General features: G+C 66.0%; 16 protein-coding genes and 1 pseudogene. 6 read left to right on the top strand and 11 right to left on the bottom strand.

Annotated features, from left to right (window positions below):
- Window positions 1-105: 105 nt before the first annotated feature.
- A complete protein-coding gene (locus HAP41_RS33755; RefSeq protein ID WP_166090213.1) occupies window positions 106-1,134 on the bottom strand; it encodes an NAD(P)/FAD-dependent oxidoreductase in 1,029 nt (342 codons plus the stop codon).
- 181 nt (window positions 1,135-1,315) lie between these two features.
- Here HAP41_RS33755 and HAP41_RS33760 point away from each other — a divergent pair, with 181 nt between their 5' ends.
- Complete coding sequence (locus tag HAP41_RS33760) at window positions 1,316-1,783, top strand: acyl-CoA thioesterase (protein WP_166090200.1); 468 nt, start codon at window positions 1,316-1,318, stop codon at window positions 1,781-1,783.
- Between the two features lie 15 nt (window positions 1,784-1,798).
- Here HAP41_RS33760 and HAP41_RS33765 read toward each other — a convergent pair whose 3' ends face one another.
- Complete coding sequence (locus tag HAP41_RS33765; protein ID WP_014493954.1) at window positions 1,799-2,119, bottom strand: 2Fe-2S iron-sulfur cluster-binding protein; 321 nt, start codon at window positions 2,117-2,119, stop codon at window positions 1,799-1,801.
- Between the two features lie 166 nt (window positions 2,120-2,285).
- On the bottom strand, window positions 2,286-2,660 hold the full coding sequence (locus HAP41_RS33770; protein WP_175618038.1) for an Hpt domain-containing protein: 375 nt from the start codon (window positions 2,658-2,660) through the stop codon (window positions 2,286-2,288).
- Between the two features lie 395 nt (window positions 2,661-3,055).
- Between HAP41_RS33770 and HAP41_RS33775 the strand changes: the two genes are divergently transcribed.
- Window positions 3,056-8,764: an apolipoprotein A-IV repeat region-like domain-containing protein gene (locus tag HAP41_RS33775; RefSeq protein ID WP_166090187.1), complete on the top strand. Its 5,709-nt coding sequence runs from the start codon at window positions 3,056-3,058 to the stop codon at window positions 8,762-8,764.
- A 179-nt stretch (window positions 8,765-8,943) separates the two neighbouring features.
- On the opposite strand, the gene HAP41_RS33780 is transcribed toward HAP41_RS33775, so the two are convergent.
- Genes HAP41_RS33780 through HAP41_RS33790 form a run of 3 tightly spaced genes read right to left on the bottom strand, consistent with a single transcriptional unit; the run spans window position 8,944 to window position 11,760 of the window.
- Complete coding sequence (locus tag HAP41_RS33780; protein WP_166090184.1) at window positions 8,944-9,825, bottom strand: MlaD family protein; 882 nt, start codon at window positions 9,823-9,825, stop codon at window positions 8,944-8,946.
- Window positions 9,826-9,841: 16 nt separating this feature from the next.
- Window positions 9,842-10,624, bottom strand: a complete 783-nt coding sequence (locus HAP41_RS33785; protein ID WP_063982229.1) for an ABC transporter ATP-binding protein — start codon at window positions 10,622-10,624, stop codon at window positions 9,842-9,844.
- Window positions 10,625-10,626: 2 nt separating this feature from the next.
- Window positions 10,627-11,760: an MlaE family ABC transporter permease gene (locus tag HAP41_RS33790; RefSeq protein WP_166090162.1), complete on the bottom strand. Its 1,134-nt coding sequence runs from the start codon at window positions 11,758-11,760 to the stop codon at window positions 10,627-10,629.
- A gap of 143 nt (window positions 11,761-11,903) precedes the next feature.
- Between HAP41_RS33790 and dgcA the strand changes: the two genes are divergently transcribed.
- Window positions 11,904-12,899, top strand: coding sequence for an N-acetyl-D-Glu racemase DgcA (dgcA, locus tag HAP41_RS33795; protein ID WP_166090155.1), 996 nt, complete (start codon window positions 11,904-11,906; stop codon window positions 12,897-12,899).
- Here the strand turns inward: dgcA and HAP41_RS33800 are convergent.
- The gene (locus HAP41_RS33800; protein WP_166090151.1) at window positions 12,869-14,065 is read right to left on the bottom strand and encodes an MFS transporter; all 1,197 of its coding nucleotides are present in this window, start codon (window positions 14,063-14,065) and stop codon (window positions 12,869-12,871) included. The two genes, dgcA and HAP41_RS33800, sit on opposite strands and share 31 nt — an antisense overlap.
- Before the next feature lie 75 nt (window positions 14,066-14,140).
- Between HAP41_RS33800 and HAP41_RS33805 the strand changes: the two genes are divergently transcribed.
- Window positions 14,141-15,496, top strand: coding sequence for a hypothetical protein (locus HAP41_RS33805; RefSeq protein WP_166090138.1), 1,356 nt, complete (start codon window positions 14,141-14,143; stop codon window positions 15,494-15,496).
- Between the two features lie 219 nt (window positions 15,497-15,715).
- Here HAP41_RS33805 and budC read toward each other — a convergent pair whose 3' ends face one another.
- Together budC and HAP41_RS33815 are read right to left on the bottom strand one after the other, a co-directional pair.
- The gene (gene budC / locus HAP41_RS33810; protein WP_166090125.1) at window positions 15,716-16,486 is read right to left on the bottom strand and encodes a meso-2,3-butanediol dehydrogenase; all 771 of its coding nucleotides are present in this window, start codon (window positions 16,484-16,486) and stop codon (window positions 15,716-15,718) included.
- Window positions 16,487-16,624: 138 nt separating this feature from the next.
- A complete protein-coding gene (locus tag HAP41_RS33815; protein ID WP_071912117.1) occupies window positions 16,625-16,984 on the bottom strand; it encodes a hypothetical protein in 360 nt (119 codons plus the stop codon).
- A gap of 149 nt (window positions 16,985-17,133) precedes the next feature.
- On the opposite strand from HAP41_RS33815, the gene HAP41_RS33820 reads away from it, so the two are divergent.
- On the top strand, window positions 17,134-17,517 hold the full coding sequence (locus HAP41_RS33820; protein ID WP_166090111.1) for a VOC family protein: 384 nt from the start codon (window positions 17,134-17,136) through the stop codon (window positions 17,515-17,517).
- Here HAP41_RS33820 and HAP41_RS50790 read toward each other — a convergent pair.
- Window positions 17,510-17,575: pseudogene (locus tag HAP41_RS50790) on the bottom strand (fucose-binding protein); the annotation flags it as partial. The gene HAP41_RS33820 and the pseudogene HAP41_RS50790 overlap by 8 nt on opposite strands.
- Window positions 17,576-17,931: 356 nt before the next feature.
- Here HAP41_RS50790 and HAP41_RS33825 point away from each other — a divergent pair.
- Window positions 17,932-19,740: a caspase family protein gene (locus tag HAP41_RS33825; protein ID WP_166090095.1), complete on the top strand. Its 1,809-nt coding sequence runs from the start codon at window positions 17,932-17,934 to the stop codon at window positions 19,738-19,740.
- 73 nt (window positions 19,741-19,813) lie between these two features.
- On the opposite strand, the gene HAP41_RS33830 is transcribed toward HAP41_RS33825, so the two are convergent.
- A complete protein-coding gene (locus tag HAP41_RS33830; protein WP_028153337.1) occupies window positions 19,814-20,797 on the bottom strand; it encodes a threonine/serine dehydratase family protein in 984 nt (327 codons plus the stop codon).
- Between the last annotated feature and the right edge of the window lie 43 nt (window positions 20,798-20,840).

The following is a 20,840-nucleotide window of genomic DNA, read 5'->3' on the forward strand; positions in this document are numbered from 1 at the left end:
CCGGACAGACTCTAAGCCGCCACTGCAATGGCCGCAGACTACGGCGATTTCGCGAACGGTTCCAGCACCAGAAACATGGGGCATTGCCTACCGAACCCGGTGCCGTCAGTTGACACCGAGCTTCTTTTGCAGACTGGAGGACGAGGTCGTGTACTGGAACACGAGCCGCTTCTCCGGATAGACGTAGCGATGGGCTTTTTGCGACATCAGCGCGCCCTCGTGGAAGCCGCACAGGATCAGCTTGATCTTGCCAGGATAGGTGTTGATGTCGCCGATGGCGAAGATGCCGGATACGTTGGTCTCGAACGCGGACGTCTCGACCGGCACCAGATTGTTCTCCAGCGCGATGCCCCAGTTCGCGACCGGACCGAGCTTCATGGTCAGCCCGAAGAACGGCAGCATGGTATCGCAGGAAACTTCGCTCACGCTGTTGTCGTTGCCCTTGACGGTGGCGCCGGTCAGCTTGCCTTCGGTACCGGACAGCGCGGTGACCTGTCCGAGCCGCAGATCCATCTTTCCGTCGGCCACCAGCGCGCGCATCTGCTCGACGCTGTGGGGCGCGGCGCGAAAATCGTCGCGCCGGTGCAGCAGCGTGATGCGCTTGGCGAGCGGATGCAGATTGAGCGTCCAGTCGAGCGCAGAATCGCCGCCGCCGACGATCAGAACGCTCTTGTCGCGGAACGTCTCCATCTTGCGCACGGCGTAGTGCACCGAGGTGCCTTCATAGGCCTCGATGCCCGGCACCGGCGGGCGCTTGGGCTGGAACGAGCCGCCGCCGGCCGCGATCACCACCACCTTGCATTCGAACACCTTGCCCGCGTCGGTGGTGCAGCGAAACAAGGGATCGCCGATCTTCTCCACCGTCTCCACCATCTCGCCGAGATGGAAGGTCGGATGGAACGGCTTGATCTGCTCCATCAGCGCGTCGGTGAGGCCCTGCCCCGAAACGTGCGGAATGCCGGGAATGTCGTAGATCGGCTTTTCCGGATAGAGCTCGGCGCACTGGCCGCCGACCTTGTCGAGGATGTCGATGAAATGCGCCTTCATGTCGAGAAGGCCAAGCTCGAAGGCGGCGAACAGACCACAGGGGCCGGCGCCAATAATCAGCACATCGGTTTTGATCACGTCGCTCATGTCGTCTCTTTATCGATCGTTATCGGTTGGACGCCGCCCGGGGGCAGAAGTGACCCTGCCTGTCTAGCCAACGGGGATGGATCAGGGAAGGCATAAAAGCGGGCGCACCCCGCAGCCGCGCCCACTTGCCGGGTCAGGATAACTGGGCTGTAACGGGATGCTATATGACGGAGATCAATCGGTGAACGCACCAAGCCGCCTCGATACGACGCCGCGCCTGGAGGACTATCCCTATCGTCTCGGCGACAATGTCCGCTTCGGCGATCTCGATCCGAACCAGCACGTCAACAACGCGGTCTACGCCACTTATTTCGAGACCGGCCGTGTCACGCTGATGAAGAGCCCGGAATACGGGCTGACGCCGCCGGGCCTTGCCTGGATCATGGTGCGGCTCGACATCCATTTCCGCGCCGAGCTGCACTGGCCGAACAAGATCGAGCTCGGCCTCGGCGTGGTCAAGCTGGGACGGACGTCGGTGACCTTCGAACAGGTGGTGTTTTCGGAAGGAAAGTGCATCGCGTCGGCGATGTCGGTCGGCGTCATGCTCAACGAGGCCACGCGGCGGCCCGCACCGCTCACCGCTGAGATCATCGAGAAGCTCAGACCCTGGCACAAGCGCGGTATCGAGGTCGCGCCGCCGAGCATCTAGGATATTGAGGGACGATCAGGCCTGCCGTTCCGGCGTCGCCACGACGAGCCCGTCGAGTTCGTCGGAGACCTTGATCTGGCAGGACAGCCGCGAGTTCGGGCGCACGTCGAAACCGAAGTCGAGCATGTCCTCTTCCATCGGCGTCGGGCTGCCGACCTTCTCGCGCCAGGCTTCGTCGACATAGACGTGACAGGTTGCGCAGGCACAGGCGCCGCCGCATTCGGCCTCGATGCCGGGAATGCTGTTGCGGATGGCGGCTTCCATCACGGTCGCGCCGTTCTCGACTTCCACCGTACGGGTTTCGCCCTTGTGGTCGACAAAGTTAATCTTGGCCATGTGTGCTCGTGCTGCCGCGATGTTGCAAATGAAGGAGGGTCCGGGCTGTCCTATAACGGGTCGATCCGCCCGGCGCCATAGGGTTTTGATGCGACGTGAATCCCGCTTCGCGGGAAGAAAACGCGTCAAAACAAAAGACTAGAGCGCGGTTTCTCGCCTTGTCGCCCTAGGGCTTCAGGATCGCCTCGATGGCGGCGCGAGCCTCGGTCACCGCCTCTTTCAACGCGGCCAAGGCGTGGGTCTGGCCATGGCCGGTCCGGACCGCGGTCTCGAGGCTGGCCGCCGCATCCGCCACCGCAAAGGCGCCGATTCCGCGCGCGGAGCCCTTGAGCTTGTGGGCGAGTGCGCCGGCCTCGGCCGGCAGTGCTGCCATCGCCGCGATCAGGCGGACCGCCTGCTCGGCGAACATCGCGAGCACTTCCTGTTCCAGCTCAGTGTCCCCGAGCGTCATGCGCGAGAGGTGATCGAGGTCGAGCGGGCTGTCGATGGGTGCAAGCGGGGGCGAAGGCATCCAGTCCATCCGTTGCAGTTCAGGCGTCATGGCGCAGGCCCCGGCATCGCGCGATGTCCGCCGATCCGGCGGTCAAGTTCCCCCCACCGAAGCATGGAAATGGTTAACGAAGTGTTTGGGCCGTTTTACGCAAATCCGCCCGTTTATTGCCGAAAAGTTGCCGCAATCCGGCGAGTCCGGTGGAGAATTCCATTTATTGCTAAGGCGTTACGGCGCTATCCTGTTAACGATGATTAAGATTGTCTTAATCCCGGGCATTTCATTCGCGACGCTCTGCCAATAGGATGTTGCGGAAATTGGCGGACAAGCCGTCCGGGTGGGGACGGCTGGGAATCCGCGTAAGCGGCATGATCCGGTCTGTGGGCTTGCGTAGCGCGCTGGGCTCGCGGGGGGACGCGTACAAGTAACGAGGGCTCGGACTGAACATGGCGAACACTCCGAAAAAGGTCAAAGACCCGACAGAAGTTGCGCTTTCTGCGATCCAGGAAGCCCTGAACATCAGCGACACGGCCGCGGACACCAGCCGCAACGCCTCGATGCGCAACGAAACGTCGTCTCCGGTGGGGCCGCCGGCTCCCCCGATCTTCGACGAGCCGACCTTCGAGCCGCGTCCTGCCGCCAACGAGCGCGCCACCGTGTTCGATACGATCGAGGAGCCGCGCACCTCGCGCCGCGCCGCCAACGACGACCGCGAGACCATCGGCCAGTTGCTCCAGGCGCTTCAGAAGGGCCGCCCTGCCCGCAGCGTCTACACCTTCGCCACCATCTTCGCCGGCGTCTGGCTCGCAGCCTGCGCCGCGCTCACCGTCGGCTTCCTGCCCTCGATCCAGGCCGCCATGGGCCAGAGCGGCGGCGTGCTCGTCATCGCCGGCCTGATCGCGATGTTCTTCGCGCCGATCATGCTGTTCTACTTCCTGGCGAGCCTCGTCTGGCGCGGCCAGGAAATGCGCATGATCGCGCAGGCGATGGCGCAGGTCGCGATCCGCTTCTCCGAGCCCGAGGGCTCGGCGTCCGATTCCATGGTCACCGTCGGCCAGGCCATCCGCCGCGAGGTCGCGGCGATGGGCGACGGCATCGAGCGCGCCATCGCGCGCGCCGGCGAGCTCGAGACGCTGGTCGCCAACGAGGTTGCGGCGCTCGAGCGCGCCTATTCCGACAACGAAGTGCGCATCCGCTCGCTGCTCCAGGACATCGCGCACCAGCGCGACAATCTGGTCGGCCAGGCCGAGCAGGTCCGCAGCGCCATCTCCGGCGTGCAGATCGATCTGCGCCACGACATCGCGCTGATCTCGGACGCGATCGCCTCGCGCGTCGACGAGGTCGCCAAGAGCATCACCGGCGCGCTGGAAGAGCGCGGCGCCCACATCACGGGCGCACTGAGCAACGCCGGCGACAACATGATCCTCGCGCTCGGCGAGCGCGGCGGCGACCTGCTCGACCGCCTCGAGGAGGCCAGCAACGAGACCACGCGCGCCGTGCTCGACGCCAGCGAGCGGCTGACCACCAGCCTCAACTTCAAGACCGGCCACGTCCACGACGAGTTCGTCGACCTCGCCGACCGCGTCCACGAGATGCTGAACGAGCGTATCGACCGCATCACCGGCGAGTTCGAGCAGCGCTCTGCCGCGGTCGTCGACGGCATCTCCGAGCGCACCGAGCAGGTGCACGACAGCCTGAAGAATTCGTCGGACTCGCTGCTGCTCGAGCTCGAGCTGCGCTCCAACGACCTCTCCGCCAAGATCGACGATGCCGGCAACCGGCTCGCCGGCCACATCATGACCTCCGGCGACAAGGCGAGCGAGGCGCTCGACGCCACCGTCAACACGCTCGTCGCCAAGGTCGTCAGCCAGACCGAGACCGCGCACGACTCGCTGTCGCTGCAGATGAGCGCGTTCGACGAGCTGGTGAAGAACCAGGGCACCGAGCTGGTCGAGAGGTTCGCCCGCGACTCCGGCACGCTCGGCGCGCTGATCACCCGCCACATCTCCGAGTTCGACCGCACCGTGAAGACGTTCGGCGGTGATATCGTCGATCGCATGGGCCAGCGCACCCAGGACATCGCCGAGAGCCTGAAGACCTATGTCGACAATTTCGATACCCGCTTCACCTCGAACGGCGGGGCGATCACGGCCGTGCTCGACCAGCGCCTGGTGCAGTTCGAGACCACGGTCGGCGAACGTGTCACCAACCTCGACGCCTCGCTGAACGACAAGATCGTCAGCCTCGACGGCACGATCGAAGGCCACATCAAGACCTTCGACGACCAGCTCGTCGGCCGCGTCGCCGCGCTCGAACAGTCGTTCGACACCCGCGCCAAGTCGGTGACCGAAACCATCGACGGACGCCTCAACACCCTCGCCTCGTCGCTGACCGACGGCGCCGCGCAGGCGATCCAGTCGATCGACTCCCGCCTCACTCACCTCACGACGTCGCTCACTGACGGCGCATCGCAGGCCATCGAGACGATCGATACCCGCCTCAACTATCTCGCGACCTCGCTCACCGATGGCGCATCGCAGACCATCCAGTCGATCGATACGCGGCTGACGCACCTCACGACGACGCTCTCGGGCGGCGCCTCGCAGGCGCTCGAATCCATCGACACGCGCCTCACCTACCTGACGACCGCGGTGACGAACGGCGCCTCGCAGGCCGTGCAGTCGATCGACACGCGCCTCACCCTCCTGACCTCGACGCTCACCGACGGCACCGCGCAGGCGATCGAGGCGGTCGACCGCCGCATCACCGGCGTCGCCGAGATGATCGACGGCCGCAGCACGCACCTGACCGACACGGTCACGGCGCGCTTCCAGGACATCCACCAGGCCATCGAGACCAAGGTCGGCTCGGTCGCCAACGACATCGACGTGCGCGTGGCGCAGTTCGAGGACCTGCTCGGCTCGCGTGTCGAAGCCGTCGCCGGCCGCATCGAGAGCAGCGGCCGTCAGGCCAGCGAGGACATGATGTCCCGCGCCGAGATGATCTCGACCGCGATCCGCTCGCATGTCGAGGACGCCGAGCGCTCGCTCACCAACCTCGTCGTCAACACCAGCGAAACGATCCAGACCGGTGCGCGCACCGCGCAGCAGTCGCTGATGACGGTCTCCTCCGACGTCAACGCCCAGCTCAAGATGACCTCCACCGAGGTCGAGCGCGCGCTGACCGCGGTCGGCACCGGTGCTGCGAACTCGATCCTGAGCAGCGCCCGCGAGGCTCAGTCGACCCTGGTCGCTGCCTCGGGCGATGCCTCCAACCAGATCAAGGGGCTCGCGGTCGACGTCGAACGCACGCTGTCGGCGGCCGGTTCTGCCACCGCGGCCTCGATCCTGGCCGGCGCCCGCGAGGTGCAGACCACGCTCGTCACGGCGTCTTCGGACGCGGCTAACCACGTCAAGACCCTCACCGCCGACGTGCAGCGTTCGCTGTCGCTGGCCGGCGCCACCACGGCGGAATCGATCACCGCCGGCGCCCGCGATGCGCAGAGCGCGCTGATCGCGGCCTCGACCGAGACCGCCAACCAGATCAAGGCGCTATCCTCGGACGTGCAGCGCTCGCTCTCGATGGCCGGCACCTCGACGGCAGAGACCATCATGACCGGCGCCCGTGAAGCCCAGACCACGCTCGTCAACGCGTCCTCGGATGCGGCGACCCAGGTCAAGTCGCTCGCGGTCGAAGTGCATCGGTCGCTCTCGCAGGTCGGCCAGTCGACCGCCGAGACGATCACGACCAGCGCCCGCGACGCCCAGAGCACCCTGCTCTCCGTCTCGGCCGAACAGACCAGCCAGGTCCGTTCGTTGGCGGCCGAGATGCAGCGCGCGCTGGCGACCGCCGGCGGCGCCACCATCGAGGCGCTCACCAGCGGCGTGCGCGAGGCCCAGGGCACGCTGATCACCGCCTCGACGGATGCGGCAAGCCAGATCAAGTCGCTGACCACGGACATCGAGCGCACGCTGACCTCAGTCGGCGCCGACACCGCCTCGACCATCCTCAACAGCGCGCGTGAGGCGCAGACCTCGCTGACGTCGACGTCGGCGGATGCCGCAAGCCAGATCCGCACGATCTCGACCGAGATCGAGCGCGTATTGAGCACGGCCACGACCAACGCCACCAACGACATCCAGACCAGCGCGCTCAACGCCCAGAACGCGCTGATCAACGCCTCCAACGAGGCAAGCTCGCGCGTCAAGTCGAGTTCGTCCGACGTCGAGCGTTCGGTGCTCGCCGCCAGCAGCAGCTTCGGCCAGGCCATGACCGGCAAGACCGACGAGATCGTCACCTACGTGCAGCAGCAGGCCGACCGTCTGTCGAACATGATCGACGCCAAGCGCGGCGCGCTGGTCGACGCGATCGGCTCGAAGACCAGCCAGCTCACGCTCGACATCGACCGCGTCACCTCGGATGCGCTGAAGTCGATCGAGACGCGCGGCCATGCGTTCTCGCAGACGATGATGGGCAACGGCTCCGAAGTCGCCCGCACCATCAACGCGGCGAGCGAGATGGCCACCGGCGCGGTCGGCAAGTCACTCAAGGACCTCGAGCAGGCCTCCCGCTCGGCGATCGACCAGTCGCGCCAGGTCTCGATCGCGGCCGTCACCGAGATGCAGGAGACCAGCAAGATCCTGCGTACCGACACGGTGGCCCTGTTCGAGCGTCTGCGCGAAGGCAACATCCTGCTCCAGGAGGTGCTGACCGGTGCGCACGACAACCTCAACTCGCTCGAGCGGGCGCTGGTGACACGCGTCGCCGACTTCGTCTCGGCGATGAACGATGTCACCTCGCGCAACGGCGCTGCGACGCAGAACCTGGAAGACCAGCTCAACGTCTTCAACACGAAGACCACGCGGGCGCTGCAGGACCTCGGCGAGCTGTCGACCCAGTTCGACGCGCACGGCAAGGCCCTGGTCGAAGCCGCGCAGGTCGTCGAGGTGAGCAACAAGAACACCACCGCTTCCCTCGCCGAACGCAAGCAGGCACTGGAATCGCTCGTCACGACCATCGACCTGCGCACGGCCGATCTCGACCAGCGTCTGTCGCGCTTCACCGGCCTGCTCGATGAATCGCTGGCCGCCGCCGAAGAGCGTGCCCGCGACATCGCCCGCGTCGTCGCGGAGACCGCCGGCGCAGGCTCCGCCGCGATCACCCGCCAGTTCGAGGCGGTGCGCGTGGCGTCCGAGGAGGAGCACCGCCAGACCGTCGAGGCCATGCACGACATCTACCGCCAGACCACGGACGAGGCGGATACGATGTTCAAGCAGTCGACCGAGAAGTTCACCAACCTCGTCTCCAGCATGAAGCAGATGGCGTTCGAGATGCACAACGAGCTCGAAGCCACCCGCAACGAGCTGCGCCGCGGCGTGCTCGAGATGCCGCAGGAGGCCGCCGAGAGCACTGCGCAGATGCGCAAGGTGATCGTCGACCAGATCGAGGCCCTCGCCGAGCTCAACCGCATCGTGGCCCAGCATGGCCGTGGCCTCGACGTCTCCACGACCGGCCGCGCCAGCGCGCAGCGCCAGGAAGAGCCGTTGCTGGCAGCCGTCGGCACGCGCAACACCGAGACCCGCGGCCGCGACACCGGCAGCGCCTCGACGCTGCCGCCGCCGGACCTCGGCATGCCCGCCTCCTCGCGCCGCACCGAAGCGCCGCCGGTCGCGCCCGCGGGCAACGACCAGGGCCGCGACGGCTGGCTGTCGGACCTCCTGAACCGCACGGACGCCAACCAGGGCGCTCCGACCGGACGTGAGGCCCCGCGTGGCCGCGCGACACCCGCGCCGCAGCCGCAGGCTCCGCAGGGTGGCAGCAATCCGCTGGAGTCGCTGTCGCTCGACATCGGCCGCCTGATGGACCGCAACCTCGCCGCCGAGATGTGGGACCGCTACCAGCGTGGCGAGAACAAGGCCTTCACCAAGCGCCTCTACACGCCCGCCGGCCAGAAGGCCTTTGACGAGGTCGCCCGCAAGTATCGCGCCGACCGCAACTTCAAGGGTACGGTCGACCGCTACGTCGCCGAGTTCGAGCGTCTGCTCGACGAAGTCGCCCGCGACGGCCGTGGTCCGCAGGAGCTGCGCAGCCACCTGACCTCGGAGACGGGCCTGGTCTACACGCTGCTCGCACACGCGGCGGGTCGGCTCGGGTGATCAGCCCCTAGCGACAACGAATAGCGAATGAGAACGGAGGCCTCACGGCCTCCGTTTTTATTTGAGCCCGTCATTGCGAGGAGTCCTTGCGACGAAGCGATCCAGACTGCTTCCGCGGAGACGATCTGGATTGCTTCGCTACGCTCGCAATGACGAGGTGAGGTCCGTGTACTAAACGCCTACTGCCGCCTGCCGCTCGCGGCGGGCGCCGGCCTCGGCGGTTCGGCCGGCGGCGGCGCGGCGGCCGGGGCGCTGTTGCTGGCGCCGAACAGCACGCGGGTCGGGTTGCGATCGAAATTGTTCACGGCGCGGCTGATGTCGCCGAGGGTGCGGCGGCCGTCGGTCATCAATGCGCCGGAGCGCTTGTCGAAATCCTCGGCCAGCTCGCGGATCGACTTCACCGCCTGGAACAGCTCGCCGCCGTCCTTGCCGCCGGCGAGCGTGTTAAGGCCGAACATCAGGCTGTCGGCCTTGTGCATGACGCCGTCGACCTTGGCCATCACGCCGTCGATCTTCTCGGAGTTGCGCGCGAGCGAGTTGGTGAAGGTCTCGAGGTTCTTCAGCGAGTTCTTCACCGACTCCTGGTTGTCCGCGACGATCTTGTTGATGTTCTGGAGCGTGCCGCGGATCGCCTCGGTGACGTCCTGGAGCTTGTTGGGATCGGCCGTCAGCGACGGGATGCCGTCCTCATCGAGCGGCGGCGGAGGCGCCGCCTCCTCGCCGCCCTTGAGCGAGATCGCGGCGACGCCGGTCAGGCCCTGGAATTCGAGGCCGACCAGGGTGTCCTTGCGGAGCGGGGTGTTGTTCTCGACCATGGCGAGTGCGACAACCCGCCGCGGGTTGTCGAGCTTCACCGAGACCACCTCACCTACCCGGATACCGTTGAAATTGACACTGCCGCCGTTGCGCAGGCCCGCCGCCGGGCCCTCGAACACGACGCGCAGGGGGCTGCGCTGCTTGGTGGTGTGCAGTGACTGGAACCACAGCACGAAGCCGATCGCCGCGGCGATCACCGCCAGCGTGAACGATCCGATCAGTACGTAATTGGCCCGCGTTTCCATCAGCTACTCCGGCACCTCAGCCCATCACCGCACGGGCGCGCTTGCCGTGGAAATATTGTCTCAGCCAGGGATGCTGCGAGGCCTGCATGTCGGCGATCGACCCTGCCGCAATGATCTTACCGTTCCCTAAAACGGCGATGCGGTCGCAGGCTGTGTAAAGGCTGTCGAGGTCGTGCGTTACCATGAAAACGGTCAGGCCCAAAGTACGCTGCAGCGTCCTGACCAGCTCGTCGAAATCGCCGGCGCCGATCGGATCGAGGCCCGAGGTCGGCTCGTCGAGGAACACGAGATCGGGATCGAGCGACAGCGCGCGCGCCAGCGCCACGCGCTTGATCATGCCGCCCGACAGTTCCGAGGGAAAGCGATCCGCGACTTCCGGCTTGAGCCCGACCATGGTGAGCTTGGCCAGGGTGATCTCGTCCATCAGCCGCTGCGAGACCCGGAGATATTCGCGCATCGGAAACTGGATGTTCTGCCGCACGGTCAACGAGGAGAACAACGCGCCCTGCTGAAACAGCACGCCCCAGCGTCGCTCGACACTGCGGCGCTGCGAGGTGCTGGAGGAATCGAGGTCGACGCCGAACACCTCGATGGAGCCCGCGACCTTCGGCACGAGGCCGATGATGGTGCGCGTCAGCACCGACTTGCCGGCACCGGATGGGCCGACGAAGCCGAGGATTTCGCCGCGCTTGACGTCGAGGTTGAGGCCATCGAGCACGCGCGTCGCGCCGAACTGCACGGTGATGTCGCGAACGCGGATGATCGGATCTTGAATCGCGTTTTGAGTTTCTTGCGCCATCGTCACATCCCGATCGAGGCGAAGAAGATGGCGAACACGCCGTCCATGACGATGACGAAGAAGATGCCCTTCACCACGGATGCCGTGGTGTGCTGTCCGAGCGATTCCGCGCTGCCCTGCACGGCGAGCCCCTCGACGCAGGCGACGATGCCGATCACGGCCGCCATCACCGGTGCTTTGACGATGCCGACGATGAAATGGTCGATCGAGATGGCGTCGCGCAGGCGCAGCAGGAAGGCTTCGGGATCGACGCCGCCATAGAGCCAGGCGACGAGGCCGCCGCCATAAAGCGCGGCCATGGCGCCGAGGAAGGCTAGGATCGGCAGCGCCAGCACCAGCGCCAGCATGCGCGGCAGCACCAGGACCTCGATCGGGTCGAAACCCATCGTGCGCAGCGCGTCGATCTCCTCGCGCATCTTCATCGAGCCGAGCTCGGCCGTGTAGGCGCTGCCCGAGCGACCCGCGACCATGATCGCGACCAGGAGGACGCCGATCTCGCGCAGCACCAGCACGCCGAGCATGTCGACGACGAAGATGTCGGCGCCGAACCTGCGGAAATGAAAAATGCCCTGCTGGGCGATGATGCAGCCGATCAGGAACGTGATCAGCACGATGATCGGCACCGCGCGCCAGCAGACCTGCTCCATGTGGTGCACGGTCGAGGTCAGGCGGAACGAGCGCGGGTGGATCAAGACGCGAAACCCCGCCGCGAGCACCGCGCCGAGCATGTCGACGAGGCCCGCAACCGTGCCAGCGACCCCGGCCACGGCCCGGCCGATCTGCTCCAGCATGCCGGTGATGGTGACCGCGCTGCTGTCGACGACCGGCGTCGCCCTGACCCGCCGCACCTCGTCCACGAGGCTCGAATAATTGGCGGAGAGCCCCGCGATCTGCGCCTCGACGGCCCCTTGGGTCAGGCTGCGGCGCAGCCGTTCGATCAGCCAGGCGCCAAAGGTGTCGAGCTTGGCGACCTCGGAGACGTCGATGAATATGTTTTGTGAACCGCCGGCGAGCTTCTCGGCGTCAGCCACCATCCGCTCCAGGACCGGCGCGAAGCTCGCGGTCCAGGTTCCGGTGGCGCAGAGTGCCAGCGCATTGCCCTTGGCAATCCGTTCCAGCTTCGGATCGCCGCTCAAGGTGTCCGCTCCCGGGCCGGGGCGCGAGAAACGGGTAGAATCAGATGGTTGTGCACACGCCCTTACCCAGAGAAGGTATCCCCAACTGGTTAATGTTAGTTGCTAGAGGTAACTAGCAGGTTCAGATTTCGCCAGAGTTCAAAATGACTTCCAGCAAAGTTCCGGCCCTCGCCGCGCGAATCGAGCGATTTCCCATCGCCGGCAGTTTTACCATCAGCCGGGGCGCCAAGACCGAGGCCGTGACCGTTGTGGCCGAAGTGAGCCGCAACGGCCTCACCGGCCGCGGCGAATGCGTGCCTTATCCCCGCTATGGCGAGACGCCCGAGGCAACCCTAGCCGCCATCCAGGCCATGCAGGCGGCCGTCGCGGGCGGCCTCTCGCGGGAGGCGCTGCAGGCCGCCATGCCGCCGGGAGCGGCCCGCAACGCGCTGGATTGCGCCCTGATCGACCTCGAGGCCAAGGCGACCGGCCTGCGGGCCTGGAACCTGCTGGACCGCCCGGTGCCGGGCGAGCGCACCACGGCCTACACGATCTCGTTAGGGACCCCCGAGGCTATGGCGGCGGCGACGGCCAAGGCCGCGCATCGGCCTTTGCTCAAGATCAAGCTCGGCGGCGACCGCGATGTGGAGCGGATCGCGGCGGTTCGCAAGGCCGCCCCCGAGTCCGAGTTGATCGTGGATGCCAACGAGGCCTGGACCGAGGCCAATCTGGAGCAGAATCTCGCCGCCTGCGACGCCGTCGGCGTCACCCTGGTCGAGCAGCCGCTGCCGGCCGGGAAGGATGGCGCGCTGGCGCGGATCAGGCGGCCACTCGCGGTCTGCGCCGACGAGAGCGTGCATGACCGCCCTTCGCTCGCGCCGCTCCGCGAGCGCTACGACGCCGTGAACATCAAGCTCGACAAGACCGGCGGCCTCACCGAGGCGCTGGCGATGGCCGACGCGGCGCAGGCGCTCGGCTTCGAGATCATGATCGGCTGCATGGTCGCGACCTCGCTGTCGATGGCCCCCGCAATGCTGGTGACGCCGCAGGCGCGCTTCGTCGATCTCGACGGCCCGCTGCTGCTCGCGCGCGACCGCGACCACGGGCTGCGCTACGACGACAGTCTGGTCTATCCGCCCGCCTCCTCGCTCTGGGGATGAGCCTTGAGTCGATGCCGCGCCGACCAGATCACGAGCGCGCCGGCCGCGGCCATCGCGGCCATGACGTAGTACAAGCTGTCGCCGATGCGGGCGTAGATCGCACCTGACGCGATCGATGTCGCTGCGCCCAGCAACCCGTTGCACGCGGCATAATAGCCCTGCCCCCGCGCGATCTGATGCGATGGCACGCGCTGCACCAGCAGGTTCATGGTGCCGACGATGGTCATGCCGAAGGTGAGGCCGTGGCCGAGCTGCACGATCACGAGCAGTGCGAGCGGCGGCTCCTGCGCAGTGACGATCCAGCGCACCACGGCGCTCACGCCGCCGATTGCGATCAGCGTGGACGGATGCAGCGAAAACCGCGGCGACAGTGCAAAGACGACGATCTCGGCGATCACGCCCAGCGTCCAGAGGCCCGCGATCGTCAGCCCGCCGAAGCCGTGGAGCTGCCAGTTGATGGCCGAGAACGTGTAATAGGCGACGTGGCTGCCCTGGATCAGCGCGGCCGAGGCGATGACGGCCCAGAAGCCGCCATCGCGCAGCAAGGCCTTGCCGGCATGCGTCTCCGTCGTCCTTCGCCTGACATCGTCGAGCGGCTGCAGCAGCAGGCTGGCGGCGACCGCAACGACGGCCCACGCGACGATGATCCAGATCAGATCGCGCGCAGCGATGTGGTCGACGAGAAAGCCGCAGGCGAGCGAGCCCGCGGCGAAGGCCGCCGAGCCCCACAGCCGCAACGGTCCGTAATCGAGCCCGTAGCGGGCGACGCCGCGCAACGCATACGCATCGGTCAGCGGGGTCGTCGGCGTCCACATCATGCAGGTCAGCGCATAGATCAGGAACAGCGCCAGCGGCTGCTGCTGCAAGCCGACCGCCGTGAACCCGATCGCGGTTGCCAGCACCGACACCATCATGCCGGCGCGAATGGCATGTCGCCTTTCGGCAAGGGCGGTGATCTGCGGCAGCGTGGTGAAGCGCGTGATCGCCGGCAGCGCGTTGATGAGGCCGATCCAGCTTGCGTCGATGCCGATCGCCTTCAGCCAGACCGGAAAGAACGGCAGATGCGTGCCGGACACCGCGAAGACCGCCGAATAGAACAGCGCAAGACTCACGGCGAATCGCCGCTTCACGGCGGCTTGCGTGGGGATTTGTGATTCGCCTGCCATCAAACCAATTGCGATTCGGTCGATATCGTGGTGATCGTTACAGTAACGCGTAGTGATTTGCGCGACGAGATTGTCATGGCCAACGAAGCATTCGCCCTCTCGCCTATGTCTGCCCGTGCGGCCGAGCCGAACGAGCAGGATTACGACGCGATCCGCGAAGCCTTCATGGAGACCGCGCGCGGCCGCTGGTTCCTCGGCGAGTATGCCAAGCGCAACCGCAATGCGGATACCCGCATGGTGCTCGATGCGGTCGCGAAAATCGAAGAAACCCTTGCGGCACAGCGACTACCGGTCGTCGAGGATCGCCTGCCCGAGGCGCTGGTCGAGATCCGCCGCGCCATCCGCGAAGCCGAGACCATCGCGATCGCCGCCTTCGATCCCGCGGCGATCGAGGCCAGCCTCGCGCCGATTCCGCGCGGCGTGCGCATCATCAAGGAGATCTCCTGGCGCTGGCGCGAGATCGGCGCCGACGGGCGAATCTGCGATCTCATTGATTCGCAGCTCGCCTCCATCGAGGCGGCTTGCGGACAGCTATCGACCATCGACCCCCGCGTCGAGCTCAAGGCTGCATTCGATCTGCTCAGGGATCGGGTCGAGCAGCTTGATGGCGACGGCGACACAGCGCCGCAAGCGGCGGTGCATCCCGCCCCTGCGCCGGTGCAGGAAGCGCCCGTCGTAGAGGCCGCAACGGCAACCGAGGCACCCGTGGCTTTTACGGATGCGCCGCAGGACATCGCGGCGACTCCCGCGCCCGAAGCAGCGGTCGATGCCAGCGCCGCCGAAGCACGCGCCGTTGGCGAGGAGGCAATCGACGTCACCACCGAGCCGGAGCTCATTGCCGGCCATCACGTCGGCCCCGAAGAGGAGGTCGCAGAGGCCGCCGCCTTCACCGAGGTGACTGACGGGGTCTCGCTCGACGCCGCCGCGGAAGCCGAGGACGAAGCCATACTCGATGCCATCGCGCTGGAAATGGCCGCGCCCGATCCGGAGTTCGACGAGATCACCGAACCGGTCGAGCTGGAAGCGGCCATTCCGGAGCCGATGGCCGCGGAGGTCGCAGCCCCGATTGCGGCAGAGCTTCCGGAGCCGGTCGCAGCCGAGCCGGCCGCCACCGCAGTCGCGGAAGAGCCCGCCGAAGACGCGCCGATCGCGATGGACTCGCTCGCGCGCCTCACCGACGCCATTGCGGAGGCCGCCGCCGAAGTGATGGAGCAGCCGGCCCCGGCCATGGCGGCCGCCGCGACATTCGGCGCAGCCCCGACCGCGACGCTTCCGATGCCCTCGCCCTTGTCCGCCTCCTTGCCCGAGCCCTCGCTCGGCGCCACCATCCTCGCCAGCGGCATCCTGCAAAAGCCCCGCGCGGCGGCCAACGACCCCATGGCGCCAATCCGCCGCATGACCCAGGCCGAGAAGATCGCGTTCTTCTCGTAAGGGGCGCGCGCTCTCCACATCGTCATTGCGAGCGCAGCAAAGCAATCCAGAGTCTTTCCGCGGAGAGATTCTGGATTGCTTCGCTGCGCTCGCAATGACGGAACAAGGTGAATCACCGCACCCTCTCTCGTGTCCCGGACAAGCTGCAACGCGTAGGCAGTTGCGGCGCAGAGCCGGGACGCAGGCTGTTGCACGGGTGCTCTCGCAAACCTAGCCGCGCTACGCGAAGGGGGCCTGCCCGGTCGATGCGTCGACGCCGCCGTCGACCGGCAGATTCACCCCATTCACGAAGCTGGCGTCGTCGCTTGCGAGAAATGCGATGACGCTCGCGACTTCCTCGGACCGGGCTCCGCGCCCCAGGGGGATACGTTCCACCAGCTTCGCGAACAATTCCGGATATTGCTCCATGATCGGCGTCGTCAGGTCGGTGAGGGTCAATGATGGGCACACCGCATTGATGCGCACGCCTCTCGGGCCAAAGTCGAGCGCCAGGCTGCGTGTGAGATTGCTGACGGCACCCTTCGTGGCGTTGTAGAAGCTCAAACCCCGATCGCCGCCAAGCCCGCTGAGAGACGACACGTTGACGATCGAGCCGCCGCTTTCGATCAGGTGCGGAAGCGCGGCGCGCGTCATGTAGAGGACGCCGTCGACATTGACCGCGAAGAGATCTCGCCACAGCTGGACCGGCGAGCCCAGGAAATCGATCAGTGCACCCGTCCCGGCATTGTTGACGAGGATGTCGATCCTGCCGAATTGAAGGACCACGTCGGCGACCAGGCGCTCGACATCTGCGGCGATCGAAACGTCGGCGGATCGGATCATGCAGCGATCGGTGCCGAGTTCGGCAGCGACTTCAGCCAGCTTGACCTCCCGGCGCCCGTTGAGCACGACAATGGCGCCTTCGGCGTGAAAGCGCCTTGCGGCTGCGGCGCCGATGCCGCTGCCGGCGCCCGTAACGATGACGACTTTATCCCTGAACCGATCATTCATGCCAATAACTCCATCCGAAACCGCGAGGTCCGGACAAGAGCTAGGACACCGGAAAGACAGCCCGGTTTCAGCCGAACCGGATTCGGTTACGATTGAAATCTATCGCGCGAAGCGTTCCGCGAGGCGATGCGAGGCCGATCAGCCGCAGTTCCAGACTGCGCCGATCGGGGTCCGCGTCCAGCACGGCCCAAAACTGCCGCCATTGTAGCGGCCGCCGCCGAAGCCGGGCCGGCCGAAATAGCGCCATTCGCCATCCCAGCCGTAATATTGGGGCACCGGGTCGATGTACCAATGGCGGCGGTCGCTGCGCGACATGCGCCGCATCGCCTCCTTCTGCTTGTAGAGCGGAATGCTGTTGCTCAGCGGCTGGCGATAGCCCGGCAGGAAGCCGTAACCATGCCAAGCCTGCTTGGGACGTTTTTGAGATGACGCAGCAGACGCGATGGCGGGCAACAGCGACAGGACGACAGCAATGGATAGACACATAAGGCGCGACATGGATCGACCATAGACAGTCGCTTGCCCGAAGGCCATTCAAATTCGGGTGCGAGACTTTTCGCCGCTTCGACTCATTGGCTTCTCCCGATAAGCTCGCATAGCGCAGCATGAGGGCCGCGCGTGAAATTTGCATATTCCGGAGTGAGCGGATGTCTGAAACCCCGCCCGTCGGCGCATTCGCCATCGTTCCCAGCAACGACCTTGCCGCTGCGATTCCGTTCTGGGAACGCCTCGGCTTTGCGCGCGCGGGCGGTGATGCCGACTACGTGATCATGACCGGTTGGGGCTGCGAGGTGCATCTCACACGAGCCGGCAATGGCCCGTGGCGCGTGCCCGAGCACAATCCCTTCGGCGTCTTCATTCGCACGCCCCACGTCGAGGCCATCGCCGCGCGCGTGGACGGTCTGATCATCCGCCCCGGTGGCGTGCTGCGTCACCGCGAATGGGGGATGTATGAGGCGGGCATCAACGGACCCGACGGTCTTCTCGTCAGGATCGGCTGGCCAGCAGGGCTGATGCATCGCCCTAGCTGATCACGCCCTTCCGGATCAGGAAGCATCCATAGCCCCTGCTGTCGCCGACCTGCACGACGCCAAACCCCGCCGCCGCCGCGCGATAGAATTCCGAGCGCGAGAGCTTGCCGGGAGCAACGGCCGGCCAACCGCGCGCTCGATTTCCGCCAGCACCGCGCGCTGCACGTCGGGCATGCGATCGGGATCATCGACCGGCGCCATCACGCGCACCGGATCGGGATCGAAATCGTCGAGCGGGTAGACCGACATGTTGGCACGCGGCCGGTCATCGGCCGTTCACCATAGCAGGTTCCAAAGCGTGATTCAGATCACGCAGCTTACCATGGTGATTGCGATAACGGACCACGGGCTCGAACGCGGCCAAGCTTCCTCGCAACCAATCTCGCATCGAGATGAGTGCCAGAGGAGCACGCCATGTTCCGCCTAAAGCCTTTCCTGATGACGGCTAGCCTCGTGGGAAGCCTGTTCGGCTTCGCCTGCGGCCCTGCTCCCGCGCAAGTCGCCCCGGTCCAGCCTGCCCCCACCGCGCTGCAAGGGCGGGAGCAGCGGCTCGCGCTGGTGATCGGCAATTCCAACTACAAGAACGCGCCGCAGCTCCAAAATCCCGACAATGACGCGGAGTCGATGGCTCAGTTCCTGAACTCCGCCGGCTTCGAGGTGGTTGCCGCGACCGACCTGACCCAGAACGACATGCTCCGCGTTGTTCAGGACTTTTCCGCCAAGGTCTCCGCGCGGGGTCCGAACACTGTCGCCATGGTCTACTACGCCGGTCACGGCGTGCAGCTCGCCGGCGAAAACTATCTCGTTCCTGTCGATGCCAAGGTTTCGAACCCCACCGAGCTCGTGAGCAACTCAGTGCGCCTCGTCGACGTGATGTCGACGCTGGAGACGATCCCGAGCCGCATGCGCATCGTCATCCTCGATGCCTGCCGCAACAATCCGTTCCCTGATGTCAACGACGCCGGCCGCGGCTTGGCCATCGTCGATGCGCCGAACGGCTCGATCGTCGGCTACTCGACCGCGCCGGGTGCGGAAGCACAGGACGGCACCAACGGCCACAGCCCCTATACCCAGGCCTTCCTCAACGTCGCGCGCGAACCCAACGTGCCGATCGAGCAGCTGTTCAAGCGCGTGCGCCTCGAAGTGAACCAGACCACCAGCGGCGCGCAGATCCCGTGGGAAAGCTCGTCGCTGACCTCGGACTTCACCTTCTTCGGCGACACCGCTGTCGCCGCCAACCGCGCGCCGGTGAATGCGCCTGTCGTGCAGGTGGCCTCCAACCTGCCGAGCCGCTCGACGCGCCAGGCCTATGACTACGTCGTGTCCGAGGGACGGCAGGAGTACTATCAGGAGTTCATCCAGATGTACCCGCACGACCCGCTGTGCGACCACATCCGCTGGCTGCTCAACAACCTGCTGATCACGCAGGCCTGGCACAAGGCGGTGCTCGCGAACTCCCCACTCGGCTACAAGAGCTTCTATGACAGCTACGGCAACAGCCCCTATGCGCAATCCGCGCTGAAGCTCCAGGCTCAGCCGAAGCTGATCCCCCTGATGCAGGCGACCAAGTTCCTCGCGCCGCAAAACATTGCCCCGACGTTCAAGATCGGCAATCTCGGCCAGCCCAAATACATGCCGCTGATGCAGCAGGGTAATGGTGGTGGCCAAATGAATGGCAATCTGCCGGTCGTGCAGAAGCCGGTGGACAGCAACGTCATCGGCAAGCTCGGCAATGGCGGTCAGGTCGTCAACCTGCCCTCGGGCAACAACCAGCCGAACGGCACGCCGTCGCGGACCCCGGGCAAGATCGTCACCCTGCCTGCGCCGACCAACACGACCAACACCAATGGCGGCACCGGCAAGATCGTGACGCTGCCCGCGACCAACAATACGCAGAACGGCGGCAGCAACAATAACGGCACGACCAAAGGCACGCCAGGCAAGATCGTGAGCATGCCGGTGAATGTCGGCAAGGGTGGCACGACTGTCGATACGAAGCCGGTCGTTCAGACGCAGAACAACCCGATCCGCGTCAACAACGGCGTGAAGCTCAACAACACCCCGGTGAACAAGGTGCAGGTCCAGAACAACCAGCAGAACAACCGCCCGCAATTCAATGCGACCAACCGTGTGGTCAACAACGGCGGCAACAACTTCCGGCAGTCGATGAACCAAGCGCCCTCCATGGGCGGCGGCAACAACCACCGCGGCTTCATGCGCTGATCGCCACAAGCGAAACGACAAAGGGGCAGAGCGGCGACGCTCTGCCCCTTCTTCATGTTAGAAGGTCCGAAACCTAAGCAACCAGCTCGGCAAACAGATCCGCATCCACATTGCCGCCGGAGAGCACGATGACGACGTTCTTCCCGGCGACGTCGAGGCGGCCGGCAAGCAGCGCGGCGAGGCCGACAGCACCGCCCGGCTCGACCACGAGCTTCAGCTCGCGATAGGCGAAGGCCACGGCCGCACCGACTTCCTTGTCAGATGCAGTCACGCCGCGCGCCAAGAGCTTGCTGTTGATCGCAAAGGTCATCTCGCCGGGGATCAGGGCCATCAGCGCATCGCAGATGGTGCGGCCCGCAGGCCCATGCGGCTCACGGTGGCCTGCGGTCAGCGAAATGCCGTGATCGTCGAACGCCTCGGGCTCGGCCACCACGATCTCGGCGAGCGGATAGCGCGCCTTCACTGCCGTGGCGACACCCGCGATCAGGCCGCCGCCGGAGGCCGGCGCCACCACGATGTCGGGGCTGAGGCCGAGCGCAGCCATGTCCTCCGCGATCTCACGACCTGCGGTGCCCTGCCCCGCGATCACGAACGGATCGTCATAGGGCCTGACCAGCGTCGCGCCGCGCTTCTCGGCGATGCCGCGCGAGATCGCCTCGCGGTCGTCGCGGTCGCGATCGTACAGCACGACCTCGGCGCCGTAGGATTTGGTGCGCTCGCGCTTCGACAGCGGCGCATCCGCGGGCATCACGATGGTCGCGTGCATGTCGAGGATCTTGGCAGCCGCCGCCACGCCCTGGGCGTGGTTGCCGGACGAGAACGCGACGACGCCGCCGGCGCGCTTGTCCTGCGGGATCGAGGCGACCTTGTTGAAGGCGCCGCGGAACTTGAAGGAGCCGGTGCGCTGGAGCATCTCCGGCTTCAGGAAGACCTTTGCGCCGACGCGCTCGTTGAGCACGGGAAAGGACAACAGCGGGGTGCGGATGGCGAAGGGCGCGATCACGCGTGCTGCTGCATCGATATCGGCAGGGCCGATCGGGAGGAGCTGTTCGGTCATGCCTAATGTTATCGCGCCGGACGAGGCGCGGGGCAAGACACCT

The sequence above is a fragment of the Bradyrhizobium barranii subsp. apii genome (assembly GCF_011516635.5).
GTDB classification, from domain to species: Bacteria; Pseudomonadota; Alphaproteobacteria; order Rhizobiales; family Xanthobacteraceae; genus Bradyrhizobium; species Bradyrhizobium barranii.

What these genes read in the sequence shown, in the direction of transcription:
- HAP41_RS33770 (WP_175618038.1), bottom strand. Translation starts at nt 2,660, where the DNA reads ATGACGCCTGAACTGCAACGGATGGACTGGATGCCTTCGCCCCCGCTT.
- HAP41_RS33805 (WP_166090138.1), top strand. Translation starts at nt 14,141, where the DNA reads ATGGCCAACGAAGCATTCGCCCTCTCGCCTATGTCTGCCCGTGCGGCC.
- dgcA (WP_166090155.1), top strand. Translation starts at nt 11,904, where the DNA reads ATGACTTCCAGCAAAGTTCCGGCCCTCGCCGCGCGAATCGAGCGATTT.
- HAP41_RS33830 (WP_028153337.1), bottom strand. Translation starts at nt 20,797, where the DNA reads ATGACCGAACAGCTCCTCCCGATCGGCCCTGCCGATATCGATGCAGCA.
- budC (WP_166090125.1), bottom strand. Translation starts at nt 16,486, where the DNA reads ATGAATGATCGGTTCAGGGATAAAGTCGTCATCGTTACGGGCGCCGGC.
- HAP41_RS33775 (WP_166090187.1), top strand. Translation starts at nt 3,056, where the DNA reads ATGGCGAACACTCCGAAAAAGGTCAAAGACCCGACAGAAGTTGCGCTT.
- HAP41_RS33825 (WP_166090095.1), top strand. Translation starts at nt 17,932, where the DNA reads ATGTTCCGCCTAAAGCCTTTCCTGATGACGGCTAGCCTCGTGGGAAGC.
- HAP41_RS33765 (WP_014493954.1), bottom strand. Translation starts at nt 2,119, where the DNA reads ATGGCCAAGATTAACTTTGTCGACCACAAGGGCGAAACCCGTACGGTG.
- HAP41_RS33820 (WP_166090111.1), top strand. Translation starts at nt 17,134, where the DNA reads ATGTCTGAAACCCCGCCCGTCGGCGCATTCGCCATCGTTCCCAGCAAC.
- HAP41_RS33780 (WP_166090184.1), bottom strand. Translation starts at nt 9,825, where the DNA reads ATGGAAACGCGGGCCAATTACGTACTGATCGGATCGTTCACGCTGGCG.
- HAP41_RS33815 (WP_071912117.1), bottom strand. Translation starts at nt 16,984, where the DNA reads ATGTCGCGCCTTATGTGTCTATCCATTGCTGTCGTCCTGTCGCTGTTG.
- HAP41_RS33755 (WP_166090213.1), bottom strand. Translation starts at nt 1,134, where the DNA reads ATGAGCGACGTGATCAAAACCGATGTGCTGATTATTGGCGCCGGCCCC.
- HAP41_RS33800 (WP_166090151.1), bottom strand. Translation starts at nt 14,065, where the DNA reads ATGGCAGGCGAATCACAAATCCCCACGCAAGCCGCCGTGAAGCGGCGA.
- HAP41_RS33785 (WP_063982229.1), bottom strand. Translation starts at nt 10,624, where the DNA reads ATGGCGCAAGAAACTCAAAACGCGATTCAAGATCCGATCATCCGCGTT.